This window comes from Ketobacter sp. MCCC 1A13808 (assembly GCF_009746715.1).
Classification (GTDB): domain Bacteria; phylum Pseudomonadota; class Gammaproteobacteria; order Pseudomonadales; family Ketobacteraceae; genus Ketobacter.
Genome location: NZ_VRKW01000005.1, coordinates 140247 through 162430, shown reverse-complemented (window position 1 = coordinate 162430; position 22184 = coordinate 140247). Strand labels below are relative to the sequence as shown.

At 48.7% G+C, this 22184-nt stretch carries 21 protein-coding genes and 1 pseudogene; 3 read left to right on the top strand and 19 right to left on the bottom strand.

Annotation, left to right across the window (positions count from 1 at the left end; genetic code table 11):
* Positions 1-36: 36 nt before the first annotated feature.
* From FT643_RS11935 to fliD, 14 genes are all read right to left on the bottom strand, one after another.
* Complete coding sequence (locus tag FT643_RS11935; protein ID WP_156871627.1) at positions 37-339, bottom strand: STAS domain-containing protein; 303 nt, start codon at positions 337-339, stop codon at positions 37-39.
* A 108-nt stretch (positions 340-447) separates the two neighbouring features.
* Positions 448-1344, bottom strand: a complete 897-nt coding sequence (locus tag FT643_RS11930) for a methyl-accepting chemotaxis domain-containing protein (protein WP_156871626.1) — start codon at positions 1342-1344, stop codon at positions 448-450.
* A 24-nt stretch (positions 1345-1368) separates the two neighbouring features.
* Positions 1369-1809 (bottom strand): flagellar export protein FliJ, encoded by a 441-nt coding sequence (gene fliJ / locus FT643_RS11925; protein WP_156871625.1) that lies wholly within the window; start codon positions 1807-1809, stop codon positions 1369-1371.
* Positions 1810-1847: 38 nt separating this feature from the next.
* Entirely contained in the window at positions 1848-3194 is a 1347-nt protein-coding gene (gene fliI, locus FT643_RS11920) for a flagellar protein export ATPase FliI (protein WP_156871624.1), read from the bottom strand.
* Positions 3169-4128, bottom strand: coding sequence for a flagellar assembly protein FliH (locus FT643_RS11915; protein WP_156871623.1), 960 nt, complete (start codon positions 4126-4128; stop codon positions 3169-3171). Before FT643_RS11915 ends, fliI begins: the two co-directional genes overlap by 26 nt.
* A gap of 24 nt (positions 4129-4152) precedes the next feature.
* Entirely contained in the window at positions 4153-5187 is a 1035-nt protein-coding gene (fliG, locus tag FT643_RS11910; RefSeq protein WP_156871622.1) for a flagellar motor switch protein FliG, read from the bottom strand.
* Positions 5180-6862 (bottom strand): flagellar basal-body MS-ring/collar protein FliF, encoded by a 1683-nt coding sequence (fliF, locus tag FT643_RS11905; RefSeq protein WP_156871621.1) that lies wholly within the window; start codon positions 6860-6862, stop codon positions 5180-5182. Before fliF ends, fliG begins: the two co-directional genes overlap by 8 nt.
* A 28-nt stretch (positions 6863-6890) precedes the next feature.
* Positions 6891-7226, bottom strand: coding sequence for a flagellar hook-basal body complex protein FliE (gene fliE, locus FT643_RS11900; RefSeq protein ID WP_156871620.1), 336 nt, complete (start codon positions 7224-7226; stop codon positions 6891-6893).
* 41 nt (positions 7227-7267) lie between these two features.
* Entirely contained in the window at positions 7268-8614 is a 1347-nt protein-coding gene (locus FT643_RS11895; protein WP_156871619.1) for a sigma-54-dependent transcriptional regulator, read from the bottom strand.
* Positions 8611-9897: a sensor histidine kinase gene (locus FT643_RS11890; protein ID WP_198043503.1), complete on the bottom strand. Its 1287-nt coding sequence runs from the start codon at positions 9895-9897 to the stop codon at positions 8611-8613. The genes FT643_RS11895 and FT643_RS11890 overlap by 4 nt, the downstream gene beginning before the upstream one ends.
* A gap of 241 nt (positions 9898-10138) precedes the next feature.
* Positions 10139-11566, bottom strand: coding sequence for a sigma-54 dependent transcriptional regulator (locus FT643_RS11885; RefSeq protein ID WP_156871617.1), 1428 nt, complete (start codon positions 11564-11566; stop codon positions 10139-10141).
* A 288-nt stretch (positions 11567-11854) separates the two neighbouring features.
* Positions 11855-12163: a hypothetical protein gene (locus FT643_RS11880; RefSeq protein WP_156871616.1), complete on the bottom strand. Its 309-nt coding sequence runs from the start codon at positions 12161-12163 to the stop codon at positions 11855-11857.
* A 10-nt stretch (positions 12164-12173) separates the two neighbouring features.
* A complete protein-coding gene (gene fliS / locus FT643_RS11875) occupies positions 12174-12599 on the bottom strand; it encodes a flagellar export chaperone FliS (RefSeq protein WP_156871615.1) in 426 nt (141 codons plus the stop codon).
* A 22-nt stretch (positions 12600-12621) separates the two neighbouring features.
* Positions 12622-14052: a flagellar filament capping protein FliD gene (fliD, locus tag FT643_RS11870; protein ID WP_156871614.1), complete on the bottom strand. Its 1431-nt coding sequence runs from the start codon at positions 14050-14052 to the stop codon at positions 12622-12624.
* Between the two features lie 445 nt (positions 14053-14497).
* Here fliD and FT643_RS11865 point away from each other — a divergent pair, with 445 nt between their 5' ends.
* The gene (locus FT643_RS11865) at positions 14498-15508 is read left to right on the top strand and encodes a hypothetical protein (protein WP_156871613.1); all 1011 of its coding nucleotides are present in this window, start codon (positions 14498-14500) and stop codon (positions 15506-15508) included.
* 29 nt (positions 15509-15537) lie between these two features.
* Here the strand turns inward: FT643_RS11865 and FT643_RS11860 are convergent, their stop codons facing one another.
* The 4 genes and pseudogenes from FT643_RS11860 to FT643_RS23795 all read right to left on the bottom strand — a co-directional run.
* Entirely contained in the window at positions 15538-16734 is a 1197-nt protein-coding gene (locus tag FT643_RS11860; RefSeq protein WP_156871612.1) for an aminotransferase class I/II-fold pyridoxal phosphate-dependent enzyme, read from the bottom strand.
* Between the two features lie 56 nt (positions 16735-16790).
* Complete coding sequence (locus tag FT643_RS11855; protein ID WP_156871611.1) at positions 16791-17231, bottom strand: flagellar protein FlaG; 441 nt, start codon at positions 17229-17231, stop codon at positions 16791-16793.
* Between the two features lie 101 nt (positions 17232-17332).
* The gene (locus FT643_RS23440) at positions 17333-17833 is read right to left on the bottom strand and encodes a flagellin (RefSeq protein ID WP_317622016.1); all 501 of its coding nucleotides are present in this window, start codon (positions 17831-17833) and stop codon (positions 17333-17335) included.
* A gap of 27 nt (positions 17834-17860) precedes the next feature.
* A pseudogene (locus tag FT643_RS23795) lies at positions 17861-18871 on the bottom strand (flagellin N-terminal helical domain-containing protein); the annotation flags it as partial.
* A 449-nt stretch (positions 18872-19320) separates the two neighbouring features.
* Here FT643_RS23795 and FT643_RS11845 point away from each other — a divergent pair.
* Positions 19321-20049: a class I SAM-dependent methyltransferase gene (locus FT643_RS11845; protein WP_156871609.1), complete on the top strand. Its 729-nt coding sequence runs from the start codon at positions 19321-19323 to the stop codon at positions 20047-20049.
* Between the two features lie 8 nt (positions 20050-20057).
* A complete protein-coding gene (locus tag FT643_RS11840; protein ID WP_156871608.1) occupies positions 20058-20993 on the top strand; it encodes a fatty acid desaturase family protein in 936 nt (311 codons plus the stop codon).
* 14 nt (positions 20994-21007) lie between these two features.
* Here the strand turns inward: FT643_RS11840 and FT643_RS11835 are convergent, their stop codons facing one another.
* Positions 21008-22135, bottom strand: a complete 1128-nt coding sequence (locus tag FT643_RS11835) for a Gfo/Idh/MocA family protein (protein ID WP_156871607.1) — start codon at positions 22133-22135, stop codon at positions 21008-21010.
* Between the last annotated feature and the right edge of the window lie 49 nt (positions 22136-22184).

Here is a 22184-nt window from a genome sequence, read left to right as displayed (position 1 = left end):
ACACCCACCGGGAGGGTGGGTGTGTTGGTTGAAACACTAACGAATTGTAAACAACTGTTCAAAATTGGATATGGTAAGAATTTTCTTAACATCCGGGTTGCAGTTTACAATTTCAATACTGGAGTTATCTCCCCCGGCGTGGTCTCTTAATAGCAGCAACATACCTAATGCCGAACTATCAAGATAAGTGGTCTCTTTCATGTCCACTATATAACCTTTGGGATCCTCTGATACTTTTTCATAAGCGTCTCGAAATTCCTGATGAGCACTAAAATCGAAACGCCCTTGAATCTTTATCGTCAGTTCACCCGAGGATGCTTCAGTAGACCATATAGCCATTATCTACACCTCAAGAAGCGGTTGCTAAAAACTACACCCCGTGACAGGGCCGTAAAAATCGTCCAATAATTAAGAGCATAGTCTATTTTTCCTATGCAAACTAATTTACTACATAATTTTTTCTGAATGATCCACCATCGCCCTTTTTCCTTCCACCCGTCCATTAATTTCACTGACCTGTTCGCTGTCAAGTGTGCCAGATAAACGCACCAAACGCATGTCTGTCAACACATCTTCCAACCTGACTTCCAATTGGTAAAGTGCATTGGTCAACTCGTTGAGCAATCTTCGAACAGCATCCCCCAGTTGCAACCAACGGACATCCAACTTCGGATTGCGCCGGTGCCGTTCCGCCAAATCGGTCAGATCTTTCTGGCCGATGCGGATATCCAATAGCAGGTCTTCCATACTCGCTAAAGGAAAGCAGTCAGGATCAAGCCGATAGTCTTCTATTGGCTGAGCCACTGCCAAATGGCAGGAATCCAATTTGTTACCCAGCCTGGATACTATGTTTTTCAGCTTTTCTATATCCTGCGCAGAACGCTTGCTAATCGCGACCAGATCTTGCGAGACCGTTACAAAGCCTTTCCCGATATCACCGGTTTTGGCCGCTTCAAACATCGAGTTAATTGCCAGCAACCCCGTGTTGGTGGCCATATCCATAGCCTGCTCCACCGTCTTACTGCCGCTTTTTATTGTGGCTTCGCAATAAGCATAGTCAGCTTTAAATAGTGACCAATTATGCAACAAGCTGGTTGTCAGTCGCTCGAAATAGTCAAGTTCGGGCCTGTCCACACTCAGAAAGGATTCTTGCCCTGGATTGACGTTAGGGTCGAAGGGCACAACCTCAACGGATCGCAAGCCACAGGTAAGGATCCAGAGAAAATAAGAGGCCAATACCAGCGCAGACAAATACAGCGGGACGTTGTTTATTCTGAGCAGAATCAAAACTGCAATGGATGCAAGCCCTGATAGCACTAGTAACGCGTTCAGTTTCAATTTCACTTGCTAACGCCCGATGTATAAAGATCAACGAAAACCGGATTCCTTTCTGTAAGGGCGGTCATCCAATATTTTTTGTTCTTGTTTATCTGCAATCAGTGACTCCTCAGTTTTCGCTTTCTCGATTAGCTGTTCCATAATTTTGACGTTGTGATTCGCCAACTGCCATTTTTTGGCCTGCGCCTGCACCGAAAGCTCTCTTTGCTTCACCATTTCGCCTTGCCGGGAAATAGCCTGTTGTAAGCGCGATATAAAAGCCTGGTAAAGGCCGAGTTGAGCCGCATTTTTAACGGTGCCGTGCTGATCCTGGATGGATTTGTAGTATTCAGCCAAATAACTTTTCAGTTCACTGTGTTGCTGCCGGGATTGCGTCAATTCTTTTTGGTACTTAGCCAGGGTCTGCGCTTCTTTACGTTCCTGCTGACGCTTTAGATTGCAGACGGGAATCAGACGAACTGACTTTTTCATTTTCCGATCCCTCCCTTTTCCTGGTTAGCCGGCACCGGCTATTTCATTTCGAATAATCGGTCCATGCCCGCCAGCGACGTTTTATAGTCCAGTTTTTCAGACATTGATTGCGCTAAAAAATCCCGGATCGGCTTAATCTTATGGATCGCCAAATCCGTTTCCGGGTCGCTTCCAGCAACATAGGCGCCGACGCTGATCAGATCTCGGCTCTGCTGGTAGCGGGCGTAAAGGCGCTTAACCAACTGCGCTTTTTTTAAATGCTCTTCGGTGACAACCTGGGGCATTGCCCGCGAAATGGAAGCTTCAATATCAATGGCCGGATACTGTCCTTCTTCAGCCAGCCGCCGCGCCAAGACCACGTGCCCATCAAGAATTGCACGGGCAGAATCGGCCACCGGATCCTGTACATCATCGCCTTCTGTTAAAACAGTATAGAACGCAGTGATCGAACCACCACCCTCCTTGCCATTACCGGCACGCTCTACCAGCGCTGGTAGCTTGGCGAATACCGAGGGCGGATAGCCTTTGGTGGCCGGAGGCTCTCCGATTGCCAGCGCTATCTCCCTTTGGGCCTGCGCATAACGGGTGAGAGAATCCATCAACAACAAAACATTTTTGCCCTGATCCCGGAAATGCTCGGCAATTGCAGTTGCCAGCATGGCGCCGTGCATGCGCATCAGGGGTGAATCATCCGCCGGTGAAGCGACCACGACAGACCGGCGAAGCCCTTCTTCACCCAAGCTGTGTTCGATAAATTCTTTTACTTCACGGCCGCGCTCTCCGATCAGACCTACCACCGTAATATCCGCTGTGGTAAACCGCGTCATCATACCGAGCAGAACACTTTTGCCCACGCCACTGCCAGCAAACAACCCCATACGCTGACCGCGCCCCACAGTGAGCAAACTATTGATCGCCCGCACACCCACATCCATCGGTTCAATGATAGGCTGTCGTTCAAGGGGGTTGATTGCTTCACGACTGAGACTGGTGTAGCCGTCCGCTTTTAGCGCACCTTTGCCATCCAGCGGTTGACCACGGCCATCGAGCACACGGCCTAACAGGTTCATTCCCACCGGTACCTGGGCAACAAGACGGTTAGGGATAACCCGGGCGCCCGGCTGCAAACCACTCACCGGTTCGATGGGCATCAAATACATTTTATTGCCAGAGAAGCCCACGACTTCGGCCTCCACATCCAACCCATCGTGGTTCCGGATAGTACAATGTCCACCTATCGGGACGCTGCAACCCACCGCTTCCAGCGTCAGCCCCACCATACGAAGTAGACGACCTTCAACCTGAATATCCGGTTCAGCCTGGGTATAGGGTAAATAACGATTCAGGCGTTGGGCGATACTAGAGCGAAGATTGAGATCCGTCATCCGATGGCTCCTCGTTCCAGCGTTCATCCAGCACGGTCATGTCTTCTGGATGGTGCGGGTCGTTAGCATGATCCTGGAGGTTATTGTATTGACTGTCCTCCGCGAGCAGCTCAGCACTATCATCGACAAAGCAATCGATTTCATCCAGCAGTTGGTCAACATGACCGTGCTGCTGTCCGCGCTCTTCCAATGCTTGCTGTTGCTGCTCATAGACTTGCCGGATCACAGACGCTAAACGGCGTTCTGCGCGGGCATCCACCATGCTGTTGTCAGTCTCTATTATGCAGCCACCGGGTGTAACGGCAGGATGGGCCTGAATTCGCCAGCCCGGCTCCCACTCTCCGCCGGCCTTCATGTGGGACTCTACCATCTCCGCATCGGCGGCGTTCAGGTGGATCTTCATTCGCTGGTCACCCGGCTGAATGGTTTCCAACGCTGCTTCAACAATTTGCAAAACAACCGACGATTCGATGCTTAATTCCCGGTGCACGACCCGTTTGCAAATCTGCTCCACCAGATGCAACAACACCCGTTCGAGTTCTTCATCCTGCTTGGGAATCGGTTCAAGCAGAACGCGACAAATTTGTGACATTCGGGTAATAGCTGCTTTTACGTCACCTTCGCCGCTGGTATACCCCGCCTGATAGCCTTCGGCTTTGCCTGCTTCACGCCCTTCCTGTAATCCTTCTTCATATGCGGCCTGCCTGATTTGCTCAAGCGCTTCTGCGGTGAGAGGCCGGATTACCTCTTCCTCTTCCGGTGCGGGGTCTGCAATAAGCCCGACCGGCTTCTTTTTGGCCGGACTGTTATAAACATTGGATTTAAGCGGGATGTCATCCTCCATATTGGGCAGATGCCAACGTTCCCAAGCGCTCATCTTGTCTTTTGCGGTATTGTCCGAGTTCAGCACATCAGGCTTTTTAGACGACGACATGGTATTGGCTCCGGTACTGCAACATTAAACCATCTCCTCGCCGCCTTTACCGCCCAGTACGATCTCGCCTGCATCCGCCATACGTCGTGCTATACCAAGAATTTCTTTTTGCGCGGTCTCTACTTCACTGAGTTTAACCGGACCCTTCGCTTCCAGGTCATCACGGAGTAATTCAGCGGCGCGTTTGGACATATTACCGAAGATTTTTTCTTTGACGTTCTCATCGGCTCCTTTTAAAGCCAGAATCAGGGACTCGGAAGAGACTTCACGTAACAGCGCCTGAATCCCGCGATCATCAACATCACCCAGGTTATCAAACACAAACATCATGTCAGAAATTTCCTGCGCCAGTTCTTCGTCTATGTCCTTTATACCTTCCATTAACGTGGATTCGGCGTTCGTATCGAGGAAATTCATTATGTCTGCTGCACACTTCGACCCGCCCATATTAGTGGAGGCAGAGCCGGTCTGTTTGGAAAACTGCTTTTCCAGAATGTCGTTGAGTTCCTGCATCGCGTGGGGCTGCACTGACTCCAGTGAGGCAATGCGCATAATGATGTCCAGCCGAACTTTCTCATCAAAGAAACTTAGGGTTTCTGCTGCCTGGTCCGAATCCAGATAGGCCACGACAATAGCTTGGATTTGCGGGTGTTCAAAACGGATGATGTCTGCGACGGAACGGGAATCCATCCAGCGTAATGTGTCCAGGCCTGTGGTGTTCCCGCCTGTCAAAATCCGGTCAACCAGGGTGCCGGCTTTGTCTTCGCCCAAAGCGTTGACCAGCATCTTGCGGATATAGCCGTCGGCGCCCACGCCCAGGGCCGTTTGATTCGAGAAAACGTCCATAAAGTCGGCCATGACCGCCTCTACCTGGTCTTTGCGCACATTCTGTAATTTAGCCATGCACAGACCGATCTTCTGAACCTCTTTAGGCCCCATATGACGTAATACTTCTGCCGCGTTTTCTTCGCCCAGAGACATCAGTAAAATCGCTGCCTTCTCAACGGGAGGCAGCGAACTTACCAGATCCTGCTTGTCATTTGTTTCTTGCTTACTCATTCGCCACCCAGGATTTCACAACCTGTGCTACTCGGCGCGGATCCTCCGCAACCATGGATTTAACCGCATCCAGATGCTGATTATAAGAGGCGTCGGGGCCGGGCAAGAGCGGATTCTGACTGCCACTCAGTGTCACTGAAGCACCCTCACCCACCGCACCAGGCGCGCCCGAAGCACCCGCCAAACCATTGGTCTCCATTTGCGATTCAAGTGCTGCCATGGAGTCGTCCTGCCCGTTTTCTGCCAGTTTCTTCAGTATAGGCCTCAAAACCGCTAAAAACAGGAACATCACGAAGAGAATGCCCCCGACCCGCTTCACCGCATCCCAGAACCAAGGCCGCTCCCAAATCGGTGTTTCGGGGATCACGATCTCTTCGTTGGCGTATTGACGGAATGCTTGATTAACCACAGTGACGCTGTCTCCACGGGCAGCACTGAAACCGACCGCATCCTGGACCAATACCCGGATTCGCTCCAGTTCAGCATCACTGAGGGCAGTACGGACAAAGTCTTTTGCTTCACTGCCTGCTGGGGGTGGCATCAATTTATCGTCCAGAACCACGGCCACGGACAAGCGTTTTACTGCTCCCACTGAATGGCGGGTGTGACTGATGGTCCGGTCCAGCTCGAAATTACGGGTTGCCTGTTTTCTGACGTTGCCATTGTTCGCGGTTTCTGTTTCAGCGGTGGTTGCCAACTCTTCCGGCGCCGTTACCGCTCCTGGCGGCTGATTAGACAGGGCACCCGGGATTCCCTGGGTGGCTCCGCCGCCCACGATTTCGCTCAACGTTTGCTCGCTGCGTACAGCAGGTAGGTCCGGGCTGAAATATTCCGAAGTTTGTTCGGTTTGGTTGAAATCGATATCGGCACTGACCTGAACCTTGAAGCCGTCATTGCCCACCAGCGGGTTCAGAATACTGTTAATGCGCTCCACGTATTTCTGCTCCATTTGCTTACTGTAATCCAGCTGCTTGGCAGCCAAAGCAATATCGGAGTCATTGTCAGTTTGCGACAGCAATTGACCGCGCTGATCCACTACGGTTACGTGCTTGTCTTCCAATTCAGGAATACTGGACGCGACCAGATGGATTATCGAAGCCACCTGCATCTTCTCGAGATTCTGATTGGGATACAGCTCGACGAATACCGATGCGCTGGGTTTGCGGTTATCGTTAACAAATACCGAACGTTTCGGAATCGCCAGGTGTACACGTGCACCCCGTACCCGGTTCATACTAGATATAGTGCGGGCCAATTCGCCTTCAATACTGCGGTGATAACGGGTTTTTTCCATGAACTGGCTGGTGCCGAACGCCTGCTCTTTATCTAGCAGCTCATAACCCAGTGTACTTCCGGCTGGAAAACCTTCTGCCGCCAGCTTCATACGAGCCTGGTGAATCTTGTCGGACTCCACCAATATCATTCCGGAACCGGTGTCGACTTTAAAACGAATTTGCTCTCGTTGCAGAATGTCAGCCACCTGCCCCGCTTCCAAATGAGATATGTCAGTGTAGAGAGGACGGAAATCCGGCTCCTGACTCCACAGAACGACCCATAAACCAATAGAAATAGCAGCAGCCAAGCCGACAATCAGACCGATCTGCTTCACGATAGTCAGGCCGCCCAGCCCATCCAACACCGCGAATCCGGTGCTTTCTTTCTTTTCTTCTGACATTTAAAAGCGCTCCAGGGTGATCGGCAGATTAGACCGGCATGTTCATGATGTCTTTATAGGAATCCACCAATTTGTTGCGAACCTGAACGACCGCCTGAAATGCGATACTGGATTTTTGGGAGGCAACCATTACTCGGGTAATATCGACGTTGCTGTCGCCTCTGAGGTACGCTTCCTGCAACTGGCCCGAGGTTGATTGCATGTCGCTCACTTTGTCCAGTGCATCCTTGAACATGGATGAAAACTGCGGTTCAGATGAATTCTGAATCTGCAATTCCTGCTGGGGTTTCATCTCCATGTTGGCGATGCTTTTCATTTCCCGCATTTGGGCCAACAAAGAATTCATTTCAACAGAGCCTGACATAGCGTTTTCCTCGAACCGATGTTTTTTTGACGATTAAGAGCCTATGCACAGACTCTTTCAACATCTATGCCATAGTCACGCATACGGGCTAATTTATAACGTAAAGTCCGGGGACTGATACCCAGTTTTTCGGCGGTTTGCTTCTTGCTGCCATTAACCGCTTTCAAAGTGTCAATAATGACTTCGAACTCTCGCTTCTTCAGATCTTCACCCAGGGCGCCGGCGGCGGCCTCTTCGCTTTCCGCCGAGTCTAGTGAAATGCCGTGCATATCATCTTCCGGTATAAAAATGTCATCCGCGGTGATAATGCCGTCATTACACAGGATTAGCGCCCGCTGTATAACATTATCCAGTTCCCGGATGTTGCCGGGCCAGGTGTGTTGCAACAAGCGCCATTCAGCACCGACATCCAAAACGATACGCTTGTTCGCGGTTTGTTTATTTTCAATTAAACGCAATGCCAACGGAATGATATCGTCTTTGCGCTCACGCAATGGTTTCCACAGCAGCGGAAACACACATAAACGGTAATACAAATCCTCACGGAAATTACCCTTCTCTACTTCCCGGCGCAGGTTACGATTGGTGGTCGCCAACACCCGCACATCGAGAGAGATAGTGGCGCGGCCACCAATTCGTTCGACTTCTTTTTCCTGCAGCACACGCAGCAGTTTGGACTGTAAACCAATATCCATTTCTGACACTTCGTCCAAAAGCAAAGTACCCCCATTAGCCTGTTCGAATTTACCGGCATTGCTTTGATGGGCGCCGGTAAACGCGCCTTTCTCGTGTCCGAACATAGTCGCTTCCAGCATATTTTCCGGAATCGCCGCGCAATTGATGGCAACGAACGGCTTCTCGCTGCGTGCGGAGTGACGATGAATATAACGAGCCAATACTTCCTTCCCGGTTCCGCTTTCACCCATAATCATGACACTGGAATCGGTTGCGGCCACTCGTTTTGCTAATTGGAAAACACTGATTGTTTCACGATCCACTGCGACCGGCTCATGGCTTTCCGGGGTTATCCGTATAAAACGTTCAACAACATTGGTTAACTTATCCGTGGAAAAAGGCTTTTCCAGGTAATCGACAGCACCGTTGCGAATCGCTTCCACAGCATTGGAAATACTGCCGTAGGCTGTCATGATTAAAACGGGAATGTGAGGCCAACCCGAGGCCACTTTACGTAATAACTGATAGCCATCCATGCCGGGCATATTAACGTCAGATATAATCAGTTCGCATTCAGATTTGTTGAGCCACGCAATCGCAGACTCACCATCACCAACGCCTTCCACATTGATGCCTGATACTTCCAGGGTATCAACAATGGCTTCACGCAGATCCGCATCATCTTCAACTACCAACACGTGTATTTTTCTCATTGGAATGCTCCTTGACTAGCATTGTTGCACTGCTCAACAGGCAAGTTTATTTGGGCACAAGCGCCGCCTTCGGGACGATTGGATATGTCAAAAGTACCACCATGGGCTTCTACAACCGCGCGCACAACTGATAGCCCTAACCCCGTTCCGGTGGCTTTGGTAGTGAAGAAGGGCTCAGTAACCTGTTCTGCTTCTGCGCTCAAACCCGGACCGTTATCACTTACCAGAAATTCGATTAAACCGTTTTCTGGCTTCTTCAAACGCAGGAGAATGTGAGCTTGAATTCCGGCATCACGACAGGCTTCGCTGGCGTTTTCAAATAAATTGGAGAAAGCACTGGTCAGCAGCTCCACATTACACCGCACACTTCCGGCCGGAATACTGTCAGCAAAGTCGATTTGACACTGTCGCTGTATTTTCACATCTTCCGCCTGGGCCTGAATAACCGACATTATCTGACCTAAAGACAGGTTGTCCTTCAGCACCACACCGGACTTTGAGAAAATCAACATATCCCGCACCTGCTGTTCCAGATGCTGTAAACGCTGTTTTAATTTATTGGCATACTTTAATCGGCGCGCTTCCTCTAATTGCGGCGACGCAAGGTGGTCGGCATACAATATCGCGGTAGAAAGCGGTGTACGAATCTGGTGAGCGAGAGAAGCCGTCATGCGACCCATATCGGACAACTTTCGGCTATGGTTCAGTTTGTTTTGCAGAACACGGGTTTCTGTTTGATCCGCGATAACAATTATCTGGCCCGGCTCACTGTTTAGGGATTGAGTGACGACACTAACCAAACGCCCGCTTTTTAAAAGCAACTCATGACCATCGGGCGGCTGTCGCGAAAAGCATTGGTTAATCACGTCAATCCATTTGGTATGCAGAATATCGTCGCTCAGGAGCGTTCTGGCCAGACTGTTGGCTTTGACTACTACCCCCCGCCCATCAAGCAGAATGAACCCAACCGGAATCGCACTGACTATGACGTCGAGCCGATCTGCCAGCAATTCACGGGCACTGTGTTGCGAGATACGCTCACGATCCGTCTCTGCCAATGCCGATTGTAACTCTCCCACCCGCTGCTCCAGCTCGTGGTAGGAGGTTGTCAATTGGTTCGAAATACGATTGAAGGTAGTGAATGCAGATTGCAGGCTGTCTTGAAGATCCGGACCGCTTTTCACAGCCGAGACGATCGCTGTCATTTCCGGTTTAAATTCACTCCCCATAGCCGGCTCCGGCTGAATTGCAGCAGGTTGGGTGGGAGTAGCCAATACAGTCATTTTTTGCTCCATTCATGGACAATAATAGGCATATAAGCAAGCCCCGTGCCTAGAATGGATAAGCTATGTTTTTCAGGGCGTTACGATTGGCAATGGAGAGAGGGGTCTGCATCCGGGCGGGAATTTGACGCTCACCAGCGGTTATAGCGCTTTTTTCAGAAGTAAAATCCCGGACATTTGACAATGTCCGGGATCAGCGTGTTTTGCTGAGGAGTAGAGGAAATAGAAACAGGAAAAGCTTTCAGACCCGGTTCAAATCGTATTTACGCATTTTTTCCACCAGGGTGGTTCTGCGTATTTTTAATTTTTCGGCGGCACGGGCTACTACACCGTTGCAATCGTCCAGAGCCTGCTTTATGAGATTGGACTCCAACGTCGCCAGATATTCTTTCAGATCAATACCGTTCACCGGCAATAGAGCTGGCGTGTCCATGCTGACGTAACCCGGCACATTCATATCCGCGGTTTCTTCCGGCATACACTGGTCTTCGTCAATATCATCAACATGACGGAATCGTTTGGGCAAATCCGCGACCCCCACCACACCATAGGGATGAGTAATCACCAGACGTTCTACCAGATTAGCCAGTTCTCGCACGTTGCCTGGCCATTCATGCCGACACAACCCCATTATGGCCGCTGAATTAAACCGTATGGAACCCCGCTTTTCATTTTCAATGCGGGCCACCAATTCATTTAAAAGCAATGGAATGTCTTCGGTTCGTTCACGAAGCGGCGGCATTTCGATGGGAAAAACATTGATCCGATAAAACAGATCTTCCCGAAATTTTCCCTCGGTTATGTGGTTCTCCAAATTTTGATGCGTTGCAGCGATGACCCGCACATCTGCATTCAGCGTTTTAGAGCCACCCACCCGCTCATACGTCCTTTCTTGCAATACCCTAAGCAATTTAACCTGCATATGCAGTGGCATATCACCGATTTCATCAAGGAAAATCGTGCCGCCTTCCGCTAATTCAAAACGTCCCGCGCGGCTGGTGATCGCGCCAGTGAATGCGCCTTTCTCATGACCGAATAACTCGCTTTCCAACAACTCTTGCGGAATTGCCCCGCAGTTTACGGGTACAAATGGCTTGTGGCGGCGATGGGAGTTGTAATGCAGATTACGCGCCACCACTTCCTTACCGGTTCCGGACTCTCCGGTAATCAATACGTTTACGTCTTTATCGGCGACCTGAGCCATTAGCTCACGTACTTTTATGATAGAGCGGCTGGTGCCTACCAGACTGCGGAATAACTGCGCCTCCCGGCGCTGTGAGCGAACCGGATCAGATGACAGATGATCTTTATAAACCTGGGCCCGGTGTAGGGTATCCATCATTTTGGTGTAACTGGGTGGCGTTTCTATTACCGCTATGACGGCTTTGAATTGGTCGTCTGCTTTACTGGCTATATCCAAATTGTCCATCAGCACGATTGGCAGAGTGGTATCCCACTGAACCAGCTTTTCAATAGCCGCCTCCGGACTTTTAACTTCCCCTAACACCACACAGGTAAAGCATCCACTTTCGTGTGCATCGACAATCCCTTCAAAGGAGGCGCCATCACAATCGGTTGTGCTTTCGCCCACAAAATCCAGAATCACTTTCAGGTCGTGCCGACGCTTGGGGTCGTCGTCCACTAACAGCACTTTAATTTCTCGCCACATGTTCTATGTTCTTATCCGATTTACCGCATTTGGTCAGCAAAGTCGAAACTACTGACACCATTTTGATCGTTATTATTCAGTAAAGGTTATAGAGTGTGGATTGGTCAAATAACTGACGCGACATTATTAAAAAACTTTAGATAACTATTAGTTTTGTTTACAGGTAAGGAGCCGAGAGGGATTTTTAACTAAATAATTACGGACAGATTTGGTCAGGTACACTCTACGTACTGCCGCTCTGAATAGGCTTTTCGCTGTAATAAACGCAGGTCGCTCCCGCGACCCGCATTAAACGGCAATATGACGGGCCACATCCAAATAGGTGTTGGTATTTGTGTGGTTTCGGTTCAGGGATCGAAGCTGATTTCCGGCCTCTTGCTTGGCGGCTTCAACACACGCCACTGCACGCTTATACAATATAATGATGTTTTCCAGGTCCCGCTGCAGGCTCGGCAAATCGACGCTCTGCTGAGTTTTCAGGGGTAACACTGATCGCAGAAAGCGATCGCATTGCAGACACACGTCTTTCAACTGATCCAGATCACCTGAATCCAGGGCGGCTTCTATACGCTGGCTATGTTCAGAAAAATTCAACATGGTAGTGCTCTCAACCTGGTACAGATTGGCCGGACTGCGAAAAAATCTCTTTTGCCTGATCACCGATGCCATCCCAGCCCTCTTTTATTTCGCGTAACAGGCCAATGACTTCTTGCACCGGAATTTTACTGTTTTCACGACCGGCGTCAAATAACCGCACCGTCATGTAGTCATACAAACGGTCCAGATTCTGCGACAGTTCGCCGCCTTTTTCGTGATCCAAAAAGCCCTGCAAACCGCCAATTATGGTGATAGCGCGCCCCACATGTTTACCACGGCCTTCGATATCATTGCGGTCTATACAGCCCAAAGATTGTTGCAGGCTATCCAGAGCACCCTGGTATAACATTCCGATTAATTGATGTGGATTAGCCTCCTCCACACCCGTTTGCTTGTTCATTTTTGCGTATTGCTGCGCGCCTGTTCTCATATTCATGGTGATGCCTTTTAAATCCGTGTTATTTTTTCTTGTTGCTCATGCCGGAGCTGATCATATCTAATTGAGACGTGACAAAATCTCCGGTACTTTGCAACTGCCCTACCAGAATATCTAAACTGGTGTATTGCTTGCGAATACGTTCGGAAAAGGATTCCACTCGCAAAGTTAAACGTTCCCGCTGTTCGTCTATATCTTTTAGTTGGGCAAGGAAGGAGCTATTACGGCTGGCTATCAGCCCATCGCTGGAAAGGAAATCATCGACCCTTTCATCCAGCTTAGAGAAAACACCGTTTTCCCCGCCCAACAAATTGGCGACATCATCAAAGTTATTTGCTAACGCCGTATTTAATTTGGATGAATCCAGCTTTAAGGATCCATCACGCTGCGTGGTAATGCCGATTGAGGCCAAAGTCGAAAACTGTCCTCCGCCCTCCAAAGCACTGGATACAGTACGGCGAATCTGCGTTTCGATGGTTCGGGCCGCGAAATCACCCGTTAACAATCCGGCTTCATCCGCAGCCTGGTCATAGTCGGTGAGAAAATCGAGAGCGTCACTGAGCGCGTTAAATGCCTCAACGAACTCGGCCAGTTTTCCGCTGATCGCTGTTTTGTCCAACCCCACATTGAGCAATCCGGTTTCACCCGGGCTGGCGGATTTGGCAGTAATAGTCACGCCTTGAATGGCATTGGAGAATTCATTAGTCGCGCTGGTGACAGGATATTCGCCATCCAGCAATAGCATGGCGTCGAGCGCAGCCGACTTCTCATCCATATTGCCATTGTTTACATCGCTGAATACGAATGCGGATAATCCGACATTATCTGCGTCATTGCCATCGGAGTCACCGCTGACCGCCACTGTAATATTGTTGGCAGCTCCACTTTCATCGGCGGTGAACACTAATTTAGATAACGTACCACCCGCACCGTCACTGTAATTTAGAATACTGGCTGTGACACCGGGGTTATCTTCTGCCTCGTTAATCGCATCTCGAATACCTGACAGAGTATTGTTCGACCCACCGACAATAGTCACATCGAAGCTTTCACCGCCCATGCTAATGCTGATAGTGCCGGCACCCACTGCGGCGTCTCCATCGGCAAAACTGGCACCGGAGATTAATTTGTGGTTCGAAGCTAATTGGGTGACCTCAATAGAGGTATTGCCGACTGCCGCTCCGGAGCCGGCACTGACGGTAAACAGGTCTTCATCACTGCTGGTCGCCGTACGGGCGGCAAGTTCTTGCAGGGAGGAAAGGCCAGAAAGTGCATCCTGAAAATCCTGCAAAGCGCCTTTTAACGATCCATAGGCGGAAATATTGGCTTGAATTTCTACCTCACGATTAGCCAGACGCGTTTCCGTCGGAATACGTTCCGCATCGGTAAGCGTCTCAATAATCGTTTCAATATCAAGGCCTGAGCCTGTACCCGCGGCAGTAATCGATGCCATTATGAACCTCTTAACATTGCCGTATCCAGTACCTTCGCAAATACCGATAGAGTCAAAAAACCTGACACGCCTGACACTGATTGCGCATCTTACTGCAGGACAATGCAACTAGCATACCAGGGTTGAAAGCCACTTCCGAAGCAGTTGACCTACTCACAGTATAGTATCGGCGGCTGATCTCTGATCTTTAGTTTTGCATAGGATTTCGTAGTGATTGAATGCCGGAATACGAAACATCGGAAACCAAAATAAAAAAAGAATAAGCGCACTTATTTTTATAACTTCAATACACCAAATGTGATCCCGCAACCCACTGCATAAATCGACCTACATCCCGTTTGGCATAAAAACCGGCTGTAGTTGTATTGATTAGTTCTATGGAACTGCATACGATTCCCGGACTAATCCGATAAAAGCAATAGCAATACTAATGTGGAGCATCACCATGACAGGGAATTTCGTTGTTCTTTCTTTACTGGCGTTTTGGGTTCTGATTTCTGTTACGCCCTCTCAAGCAGAAATGGTTTTGGATAATAGCGCAATAGGCGCCACCGAAAATGCGGTAGTGATGCCGGATGGCCGTTATTTTGTAGCGGGCGACCGAGGGATTTTCGAAATAAAACGCTCAGTGGATATCAGTCCGGATTGCTTTTATGAAGCGGTTTCAGGACTCACCACGTGTTTGCAGGTGGCGAAACCGTCGAACAGCCGCAATGGCTTTTTCTCCGGATTAACCACAGATGGAGAGCACCTTTACGCCGCTTACAACCAATGGAATCCATTTTTGTTATTGCTTGGCCGCCCTGCTGCGGCAGCATTTTATAAGATTCTCCCTGGCACCAGTGCCGCCGCCCGCATCCAGATTAAACCATTCGAGAACCCCGTTTGGTACAACGGCATGGTAACGCTGGACTCCGACACTCTATTACTTTCCGCGTCTCAGTCAGGAACCGCTCTTAACTTCGCTGGCCCAGCCATCGTCCGTTTAACCATCACCGATCACGAAAACCTGCACTTTGAACTGGGTGAGTGGTTATCCGCCGGACCCGGCATGTTACTGCCAAACGGATTAGTTAAAGGCGGTGAGTCGTTGTATTTTGTCGGAGGTCAAAGCCTGTTTCGGGTTAATATAGACGCTGAAGGAAATGCCGGCGAACCAACAAGAATCTACAAGACCGGGCCTTTTCATTTTATGGATGATCTTACACTCAGCGGCGACACACTGGCTGTTACGGAATTCTCACCAATTAACGGCCTGGTAAAAAACTATATCACCCTGCTGGATATAGGCAGTAATCACCTCATCAAAAAAATACCAAGTGATCGCATCCAGCTTAGCAGTCTGGCAGTAGACCAGGGTCTGATTGGAAATGCAGGAGATTTAATTGGAACCAGTTACTTTCAGGGCGGGATTCATGTATACACCATCGATACATCCGCCGAGCAACGCTTGTAATTAATTCCAATGGTGCGAACGAAAGGTGTTTAGCGGGTTAACGCAGATATTTTGTCGCTTTCGAGCACTTGCCAGAGGCCATGCACAACGGTGCGAATATCACTTTCTGCCAGAAAATTATGGAATGGTAATCCGATAACACGATTATTCAAATGGTCCACAACCGTCAAAATAGACTTGCCGTCCGCTCCGATACGCCGGCAATGCTGCCAACGGCCATGATTGTGCAAGCCGGGATTGTACCAAAGTCGAGTTTCGATGCCTTTGGTAGCTAAAAGCGCTTGCACATCTTTGATCCCAATTTTTAAATCATCGTGCAATTTAACCGGCATCGCTGAACGTACATTGCGGGATGGCAACGATACGAGCCTATCCGGAGCGCCTGATGAATCCGAATACGATTGCAATGACCAAAAATCAGCGCTAACCCGATGGAAATTCAGGTAGGCCATTTCAATCCTGGCACGCTTGAGCTGGAGATTCTGCCAACGCTCAATCTGAGCCAGCCCCACCGCAGCATGATACTCGCTGATCTTCGCGTTGGTCCCCGCGGCCACCACCATACCGGTCGAGTCCATACCAAAATTTGAGTAACGGCGGGCGTTCTGTATAAGTGTTCCATCATAACTTGCCAGCACTCCACCCTCTCCTACACCGAATGCTTTAGTCGCGTGCATGCTATAGGCAACATGAACATTTTCCGCCACCTGCTGCGTACCCAGAGCCGGGGCAGCGTCAATTAACACCGGTATCTTAGTCTCCGCAAAGAATCGGCTCCATTCTCCGGCAGGAAGTGGCCTGCCCAGAGCAGCAACTGGCAGCACGGCATCAAAATCCAAATAGCCCAATGCGGCTTTGGCTATTTCCGGTGTAAGCACCCAACTGACCGGGTCGACATCACAAAACACGGGAATAAATCCGCAGTTCTCCACCGCATTTGCCGATGCCGGAAACGTAAAAGACGGGATAAGAATTTGAGAACCAGGCTTCAAATTGAGTGCTTTCAGTCCCAATTCGAGCGCGGCAGTACCTGAGTTGCATAACAAAGTATGCACAGTGTGGGTTCTAAAATGAGTTTCTTTGATCTGATTATTTAAGCGTTCCGCCAGCGGTCCAAAATTGGAGTACCAGCGGGTATCGTCCAATTCCGACAAAAAAGGCAACAACTCAGCAGCCGCCGGCATGTCCGGCACCAGATAAGGAATCGTTATGGGATACCCTGACATCTCATACCCTCTGTTACCTTTGCTGCGCTTTACCCTGCCTAAAGGGCCGAAGCAGTTTAGGCGTACGAATCAACCAGAATACCCAACAACGCATCATCAATACCCTGCCCCATACTTTTCGCAATCTGAATTACATCTTCAGGGGGGATCTGACGAATAACTTCGTCGGTTTCCTTGTCTATAACTGTAATTATGACCCTGTTTTCCTGTTCTGCCACTTTGAAGTCCAAACTTCGTTGATTCTTCTGCATCAACTCACGAACTTTCGGAATTACTTCTGCAACGCTGGCTTTGATCGCTTGCTGGAGTGCCTTTTCTTCGTCCTGCATGGACACCGGCGCATTGCTTAAGACTTCTTTGTTTTCTACTGAAGTCGATTCTTCTGTTGCAGATACCACTTCGATTTTTTTATCCGGATTATCCACAGGCTTAGTCTGCACCCCCTTCGCAGTCAAGCCACTCGCCACTTCAATACTGGACGGACTATTGTTAATCATAACGATCACCCGACGGGATTATACAAACGCGAGCACCCGGAATGTTTCCATCCCGGGGCTCGCTCGTTTCTACATATACCATTTGGCTAAGGTGCTAGACCTTATCCAAGCAGTGATAACGCTTGTTGTGGCAAGGCGTTAGCTTGAGCCAGCACCGAGATACCTGCTTGTTGCAGAACCTGGTTCTTGGACAGGTTAGCGGTCTCAGCAGCAAAGTCGGCATCCAGTACTCGTGAACGAGAAGCTGACAGACTTTCGGACACTGCTGACAGGTTTCGGATAGTGGATTCAAATCGGTTTTGAACCGCACCCAGATCTGCCCGGAAAGAGTCAATCTGGCCCAGAGCACTGTCAATCGCTTCCATGGTGATGTTGGCGCCTTCAACAGTGGTTACATCTGCATTGGCAACTGAACCGGTTGCTTGAACGTTTGTGCGGTCGGCATCTTCGCTACCCAAACCACCTGTGGACGTGTCTATGTTGATGGTATCCTGCGCTGATATGGTCAGTTCACCGGTTTTGATGCCGTTGGTTACCGCAGTTATATTATTACCATCACCACCCCAAAGAATATCAGCGCCAGCATCCGTTGCATCAACCACAATATCGCGGCCATCTTCAGCGGTTAACAACAGGTTTCCGCTTTCGTCAATGCTCGCAGTAACGCCAGTAACATCGGACTTGGCATTAATCGCAGTTGTTAAAGCGCCATTGGCGTCTTTTTCCTGAACTTCAACAGGGCCGATATTGACACCGTTAATGCTGAAATCAGCATTAGCTAAACTGCCACTACCAACATAGGCATCACCAGCGACGGTGCTAGCCACATCGGTTGTTTCAAAAGTGGTTTTTGCACTGGCATAAACCCCTTCCAGACCTTCTACACCATCTTCACGTAGCGAGTTGATGCGGTCAGCCAGCGATTTCGCAAAACCGGTACCATAATCATCGGCTTCGGTATCTTCCAAATCAGCAACGGCAGCTCCGGTAATAGTTCCACCATTAGCTGCAGACAGAACATCAACGGAAGTCGCGTTAGCTGAGGAACCGATTCGGATCTCAAGGGCAGATTGGTTAGCACCTGCGGCATTCCCCGCATCGAATGTAGTCGCAACGGCACCGGGCTGTGAACCCAGAGCAGAAGTACGAGCGTCTACGCCCTTAACCGATACGGTCTCGCCGGCTTGAGCGCCAACCTGGAAATTAAGTGTGCTGGCGGAACCATTGGCTACTTTGGTACCGTTAAAGGTTGTAGTACCGGCAATACGATCAATTTCAGAAACCAGTTGGTCTACTTCAGCCTGCAAAGATTGACGGTCAGATGCACTGTTCGAATCATTAGCAGACTGAACCGCAAGATCACGAATACGTTGCAAGGAAGTTGTGATTTCATCCAGCGCACTTTCTGTCGTCTGGGCGAAGGAAATTCCATCGTTTGCATTACGAACCGCAACGTTCATACCGCGGATCTGAGTGGTAAAACGGTTAGAAATCGCAAGGCCTGCTGCGTCGTCTTTAGCACTGTTAATGCGCAGACCAGAAGACAGACGTTCCAGTGAAGTCTGCAGTGAACCCTGAGATTTGTTCAGGTTACGCTGCGCCGATAAAGATGATACGTTGGTGTTGATAATGCTTGGCATGGTAAATCTCCTGCTGTGAAACACGACCTCAATGACCATTGAGGTTTAACTTGTTTGGTATTGCCTCGGTTTGTTGGAGGCCGTGTGAACTGCGTCATCCGCCTTCACTTAAGTTATCGGCGCTGGAGTTTTGAACTTTAGGGCTGCAGGATAAAATTAGTGCTTATTTTTAATTTCAACAAAAATGACTATATACCGTTGTTTTTAATGCTATTTTTTGACTACTCTTTCCGCGTCATCGGGTTATAATTCTAAAATTGATTCGAATAAAAACTTCTATTCTTATCACTCTATCGACTCCCCGCCAACTGTTTGGCGAATACCTTTCATGTCTGGCCTCGCTGGACCCAAGCGTCAATTTTTTACCCTTCACGTAAGGCACAATAATGAACCCCTGTTAAACTAAACTTGAACGTCAATGGGATTCAAATAAACAGAGCAGGAACAATATGTTAAACGAACTCAAAGAGATTCTCGTCAGCCATACCGATACGACGGATAAAATTAGCACTATCAAGCTCAAGGTGCTATTGCAATTCCATCGTGAGAAATTCGGCCTCAGGAGCTCGAACGTATTATTCCCGCCGGTGGAAATCGGCAGCATTACCTTAGTTGACCAAGTTGTATTGCTTTCTTTGATTGATATAACTGGAGCCAGGAACATTCTGGAAATCGGTACCTATTTGGGGTACACCACCCGTATGCTGGTAGAAAATACGGATTCCGCTTCGATTTATTCTGTGGACCTACCCAACCAGAAAAAAGGTACATCCGAGCACTTTGAATACAAAAGGGTGTTATTAGATGGTGATTACAATGATGATTACCTTCGTACGGTACAAAACCAGGAAGGCGAAGTTTATCTTGAAGGCCTTTCAAACGACGATAGATCGCGCATTACGTTGATCAAGCGGGATTCAACCACCATGGATTACAAAAAAGAAGTCGGTGAATTGGATTTTGCTTTTATTGACGGTGGACATGACATTGGTACCGTGGCGAAGGATACTGCTCTGGTTCTGGAAGCAATGCCCAGAGGAATCATTGTCTGGCACGACTTTTCATCAGACATCCATTCCGGTGTTACGGAATATCTATCTAAGGAAATAAAATCGCGATATAAGTGTGTTTATCACGTTCAGGGAAGTTTGTGCGCATTCATTCTGGTGGGTGTCTGAAAATCATTATGTCCAATGTATTAAGCAAGGAAGAGCTCATATCTTTAAATAAATCTGAATACCTTACTCCTTTTTCTCATATTATATTTAGGATAATCCTGCATGCAGCACTGATTTCCTGTGCGTTATTAGCATTTCAGGGTGATCATTTTCTAATTTTTTTCGTTTTATTTCTTTTACATTCAGCGTGCCTTCAATTCTTAGGATACGCTGGCTTGTCCCATGAGCTTTTTCATGGAAAGGTTTTCCCCCAAAAACGTCTTAATAGAACTCTCTATTTAATTTCAAGTTATGTACTCTGGAATAACCCAGCTTTCTTTGAAATTTCTCACAAAGTTCATCATATAAATACCTTTTCAGAAAAGGATATGGAAGCTACCATACAACAAAGCTTCCGGCCTCTGGATATTTTTTTCTATTGTCTCATAGATATTCGAATGATGGCCCGACGATCTGTTTACCTGGTACTAAACTCCGCTGGAAGAACAATATCCTTCAACCCTATTCAGATTGAACACATCCCGGATCAAAACGCCAGCGTTACAATGCATGCCCGAAGGATTGCGATATTACAAACAGGGATATTGATTGCGCTGATACTTTCTGGCGGATTGATGGCAGGAATGATTTTCTGGTGCGCACCTTTTACTGCAACTTTCCCTAACAGACTGCTAGCGGCCGCTCAGCACACAGGGCTTGCTGACCACAAAGAAAACGGCCCACTATTATTTTCCCGCACTTTAATTCTTCCCCGTTGGTTATCGATACTCTATGCGGGGATGAATTATCATGGTGAACACCACCTGTTCCCTTCTATCCCCTATTACCGGCTTTCTGAACTGCACCAGAAACTACAGGATAAAGGCCATTTACAAAACACGGATAGCTTGGAATTTTTTCGGCGACGTTTTTGGAGAATTGTGAAGTCCGAAACTGCCAGATAAACTGGATTATATCCTCAGATTAAAACCCATTTATTCGTTTTGGAAGATTCCGAAACTTTTTCAAGAAACAGCATGCCTTCAGCAGCATTCAGTGAACCATAAACAAATTCATTCGTATCCGGGCATCCATTTCGATAACAACGGACATCTGTGGCAATATCAGCATATAGGTTTGCAAAAGCTTCGATAAAGCCGGACGGATGCCCAGCTTTAAACCGGTTATAGCGTGACTCCATTGCCAATCCGGCTTCCGAGGAGCCACGATCAAGACGAAATGTTCTCCCGGTGTTGTCCGAAAAACTCAGAATCTCCGGATCCATCTGATACCATTCAGCACTGCCTTCGCTGCCGAACACACGGATACGCAGCCCATTGCGATAACCCAGAGCAGACTTGCCCCACCAGCTCTGCACGCGCACGTTATCTTCATAGCGAGCGATACTATAAACATTATCTATAACCTCAGCGAACTGGCCATAGCTGGCTTGGTCCCCAACTACGCTGACTGGCTTTTTACCGAGTGTGATAAAATCCACTAAATGGTGTACATGAACACCAAGATCGAGTGACACAGTGGGAACACCATAATCGCTACGCCGCCAAATTTGGGGATTTGCGCCTTTACGCAAATACCCTTCCTGTGGCATTTCAACCTGGATTTGTTGTAATGTTCCTAGCTTACCTTCCCGAATAGTCCGTCTTATCTCACGTACCATAGGATAACCTGAGTAGTTAAAAGTCACCGCTAGATAACCCTGTTTTTCACTTCTGACCTGTTCAATCCGGAGACATTCCTCACTAGACATACCCAACGCCTTCTCACAAATTACCGCGAACCCGGCATTCAGGGCGCTCACAACCACCTCAGCATGAACGGGAGTCGGAGTTAATACAATGATTGCATCAAGCTGACCTGACTCTGCATCCAGCAAAGCCTGCCATGTAGGGTAGGTTCGTTCCGGATTTACACCATAAGTGGATGCAGATAACTGGTTCTGTTCCGCATTACGGCTGAAACAACCGGCCACCAAACGAAATTGCCCATCCAGCCGGGTTGCATTAAAGTGGGCATAACCAACAGCAGAATGAACCCCTCCACCGATAAATGCGATTTGAAGTGGTTCTTGCTGAAGCAAATTCATATATTCTTCTCCATGAAGATTCCGGCTTTGCCAGAAAAAAGCATGAGTA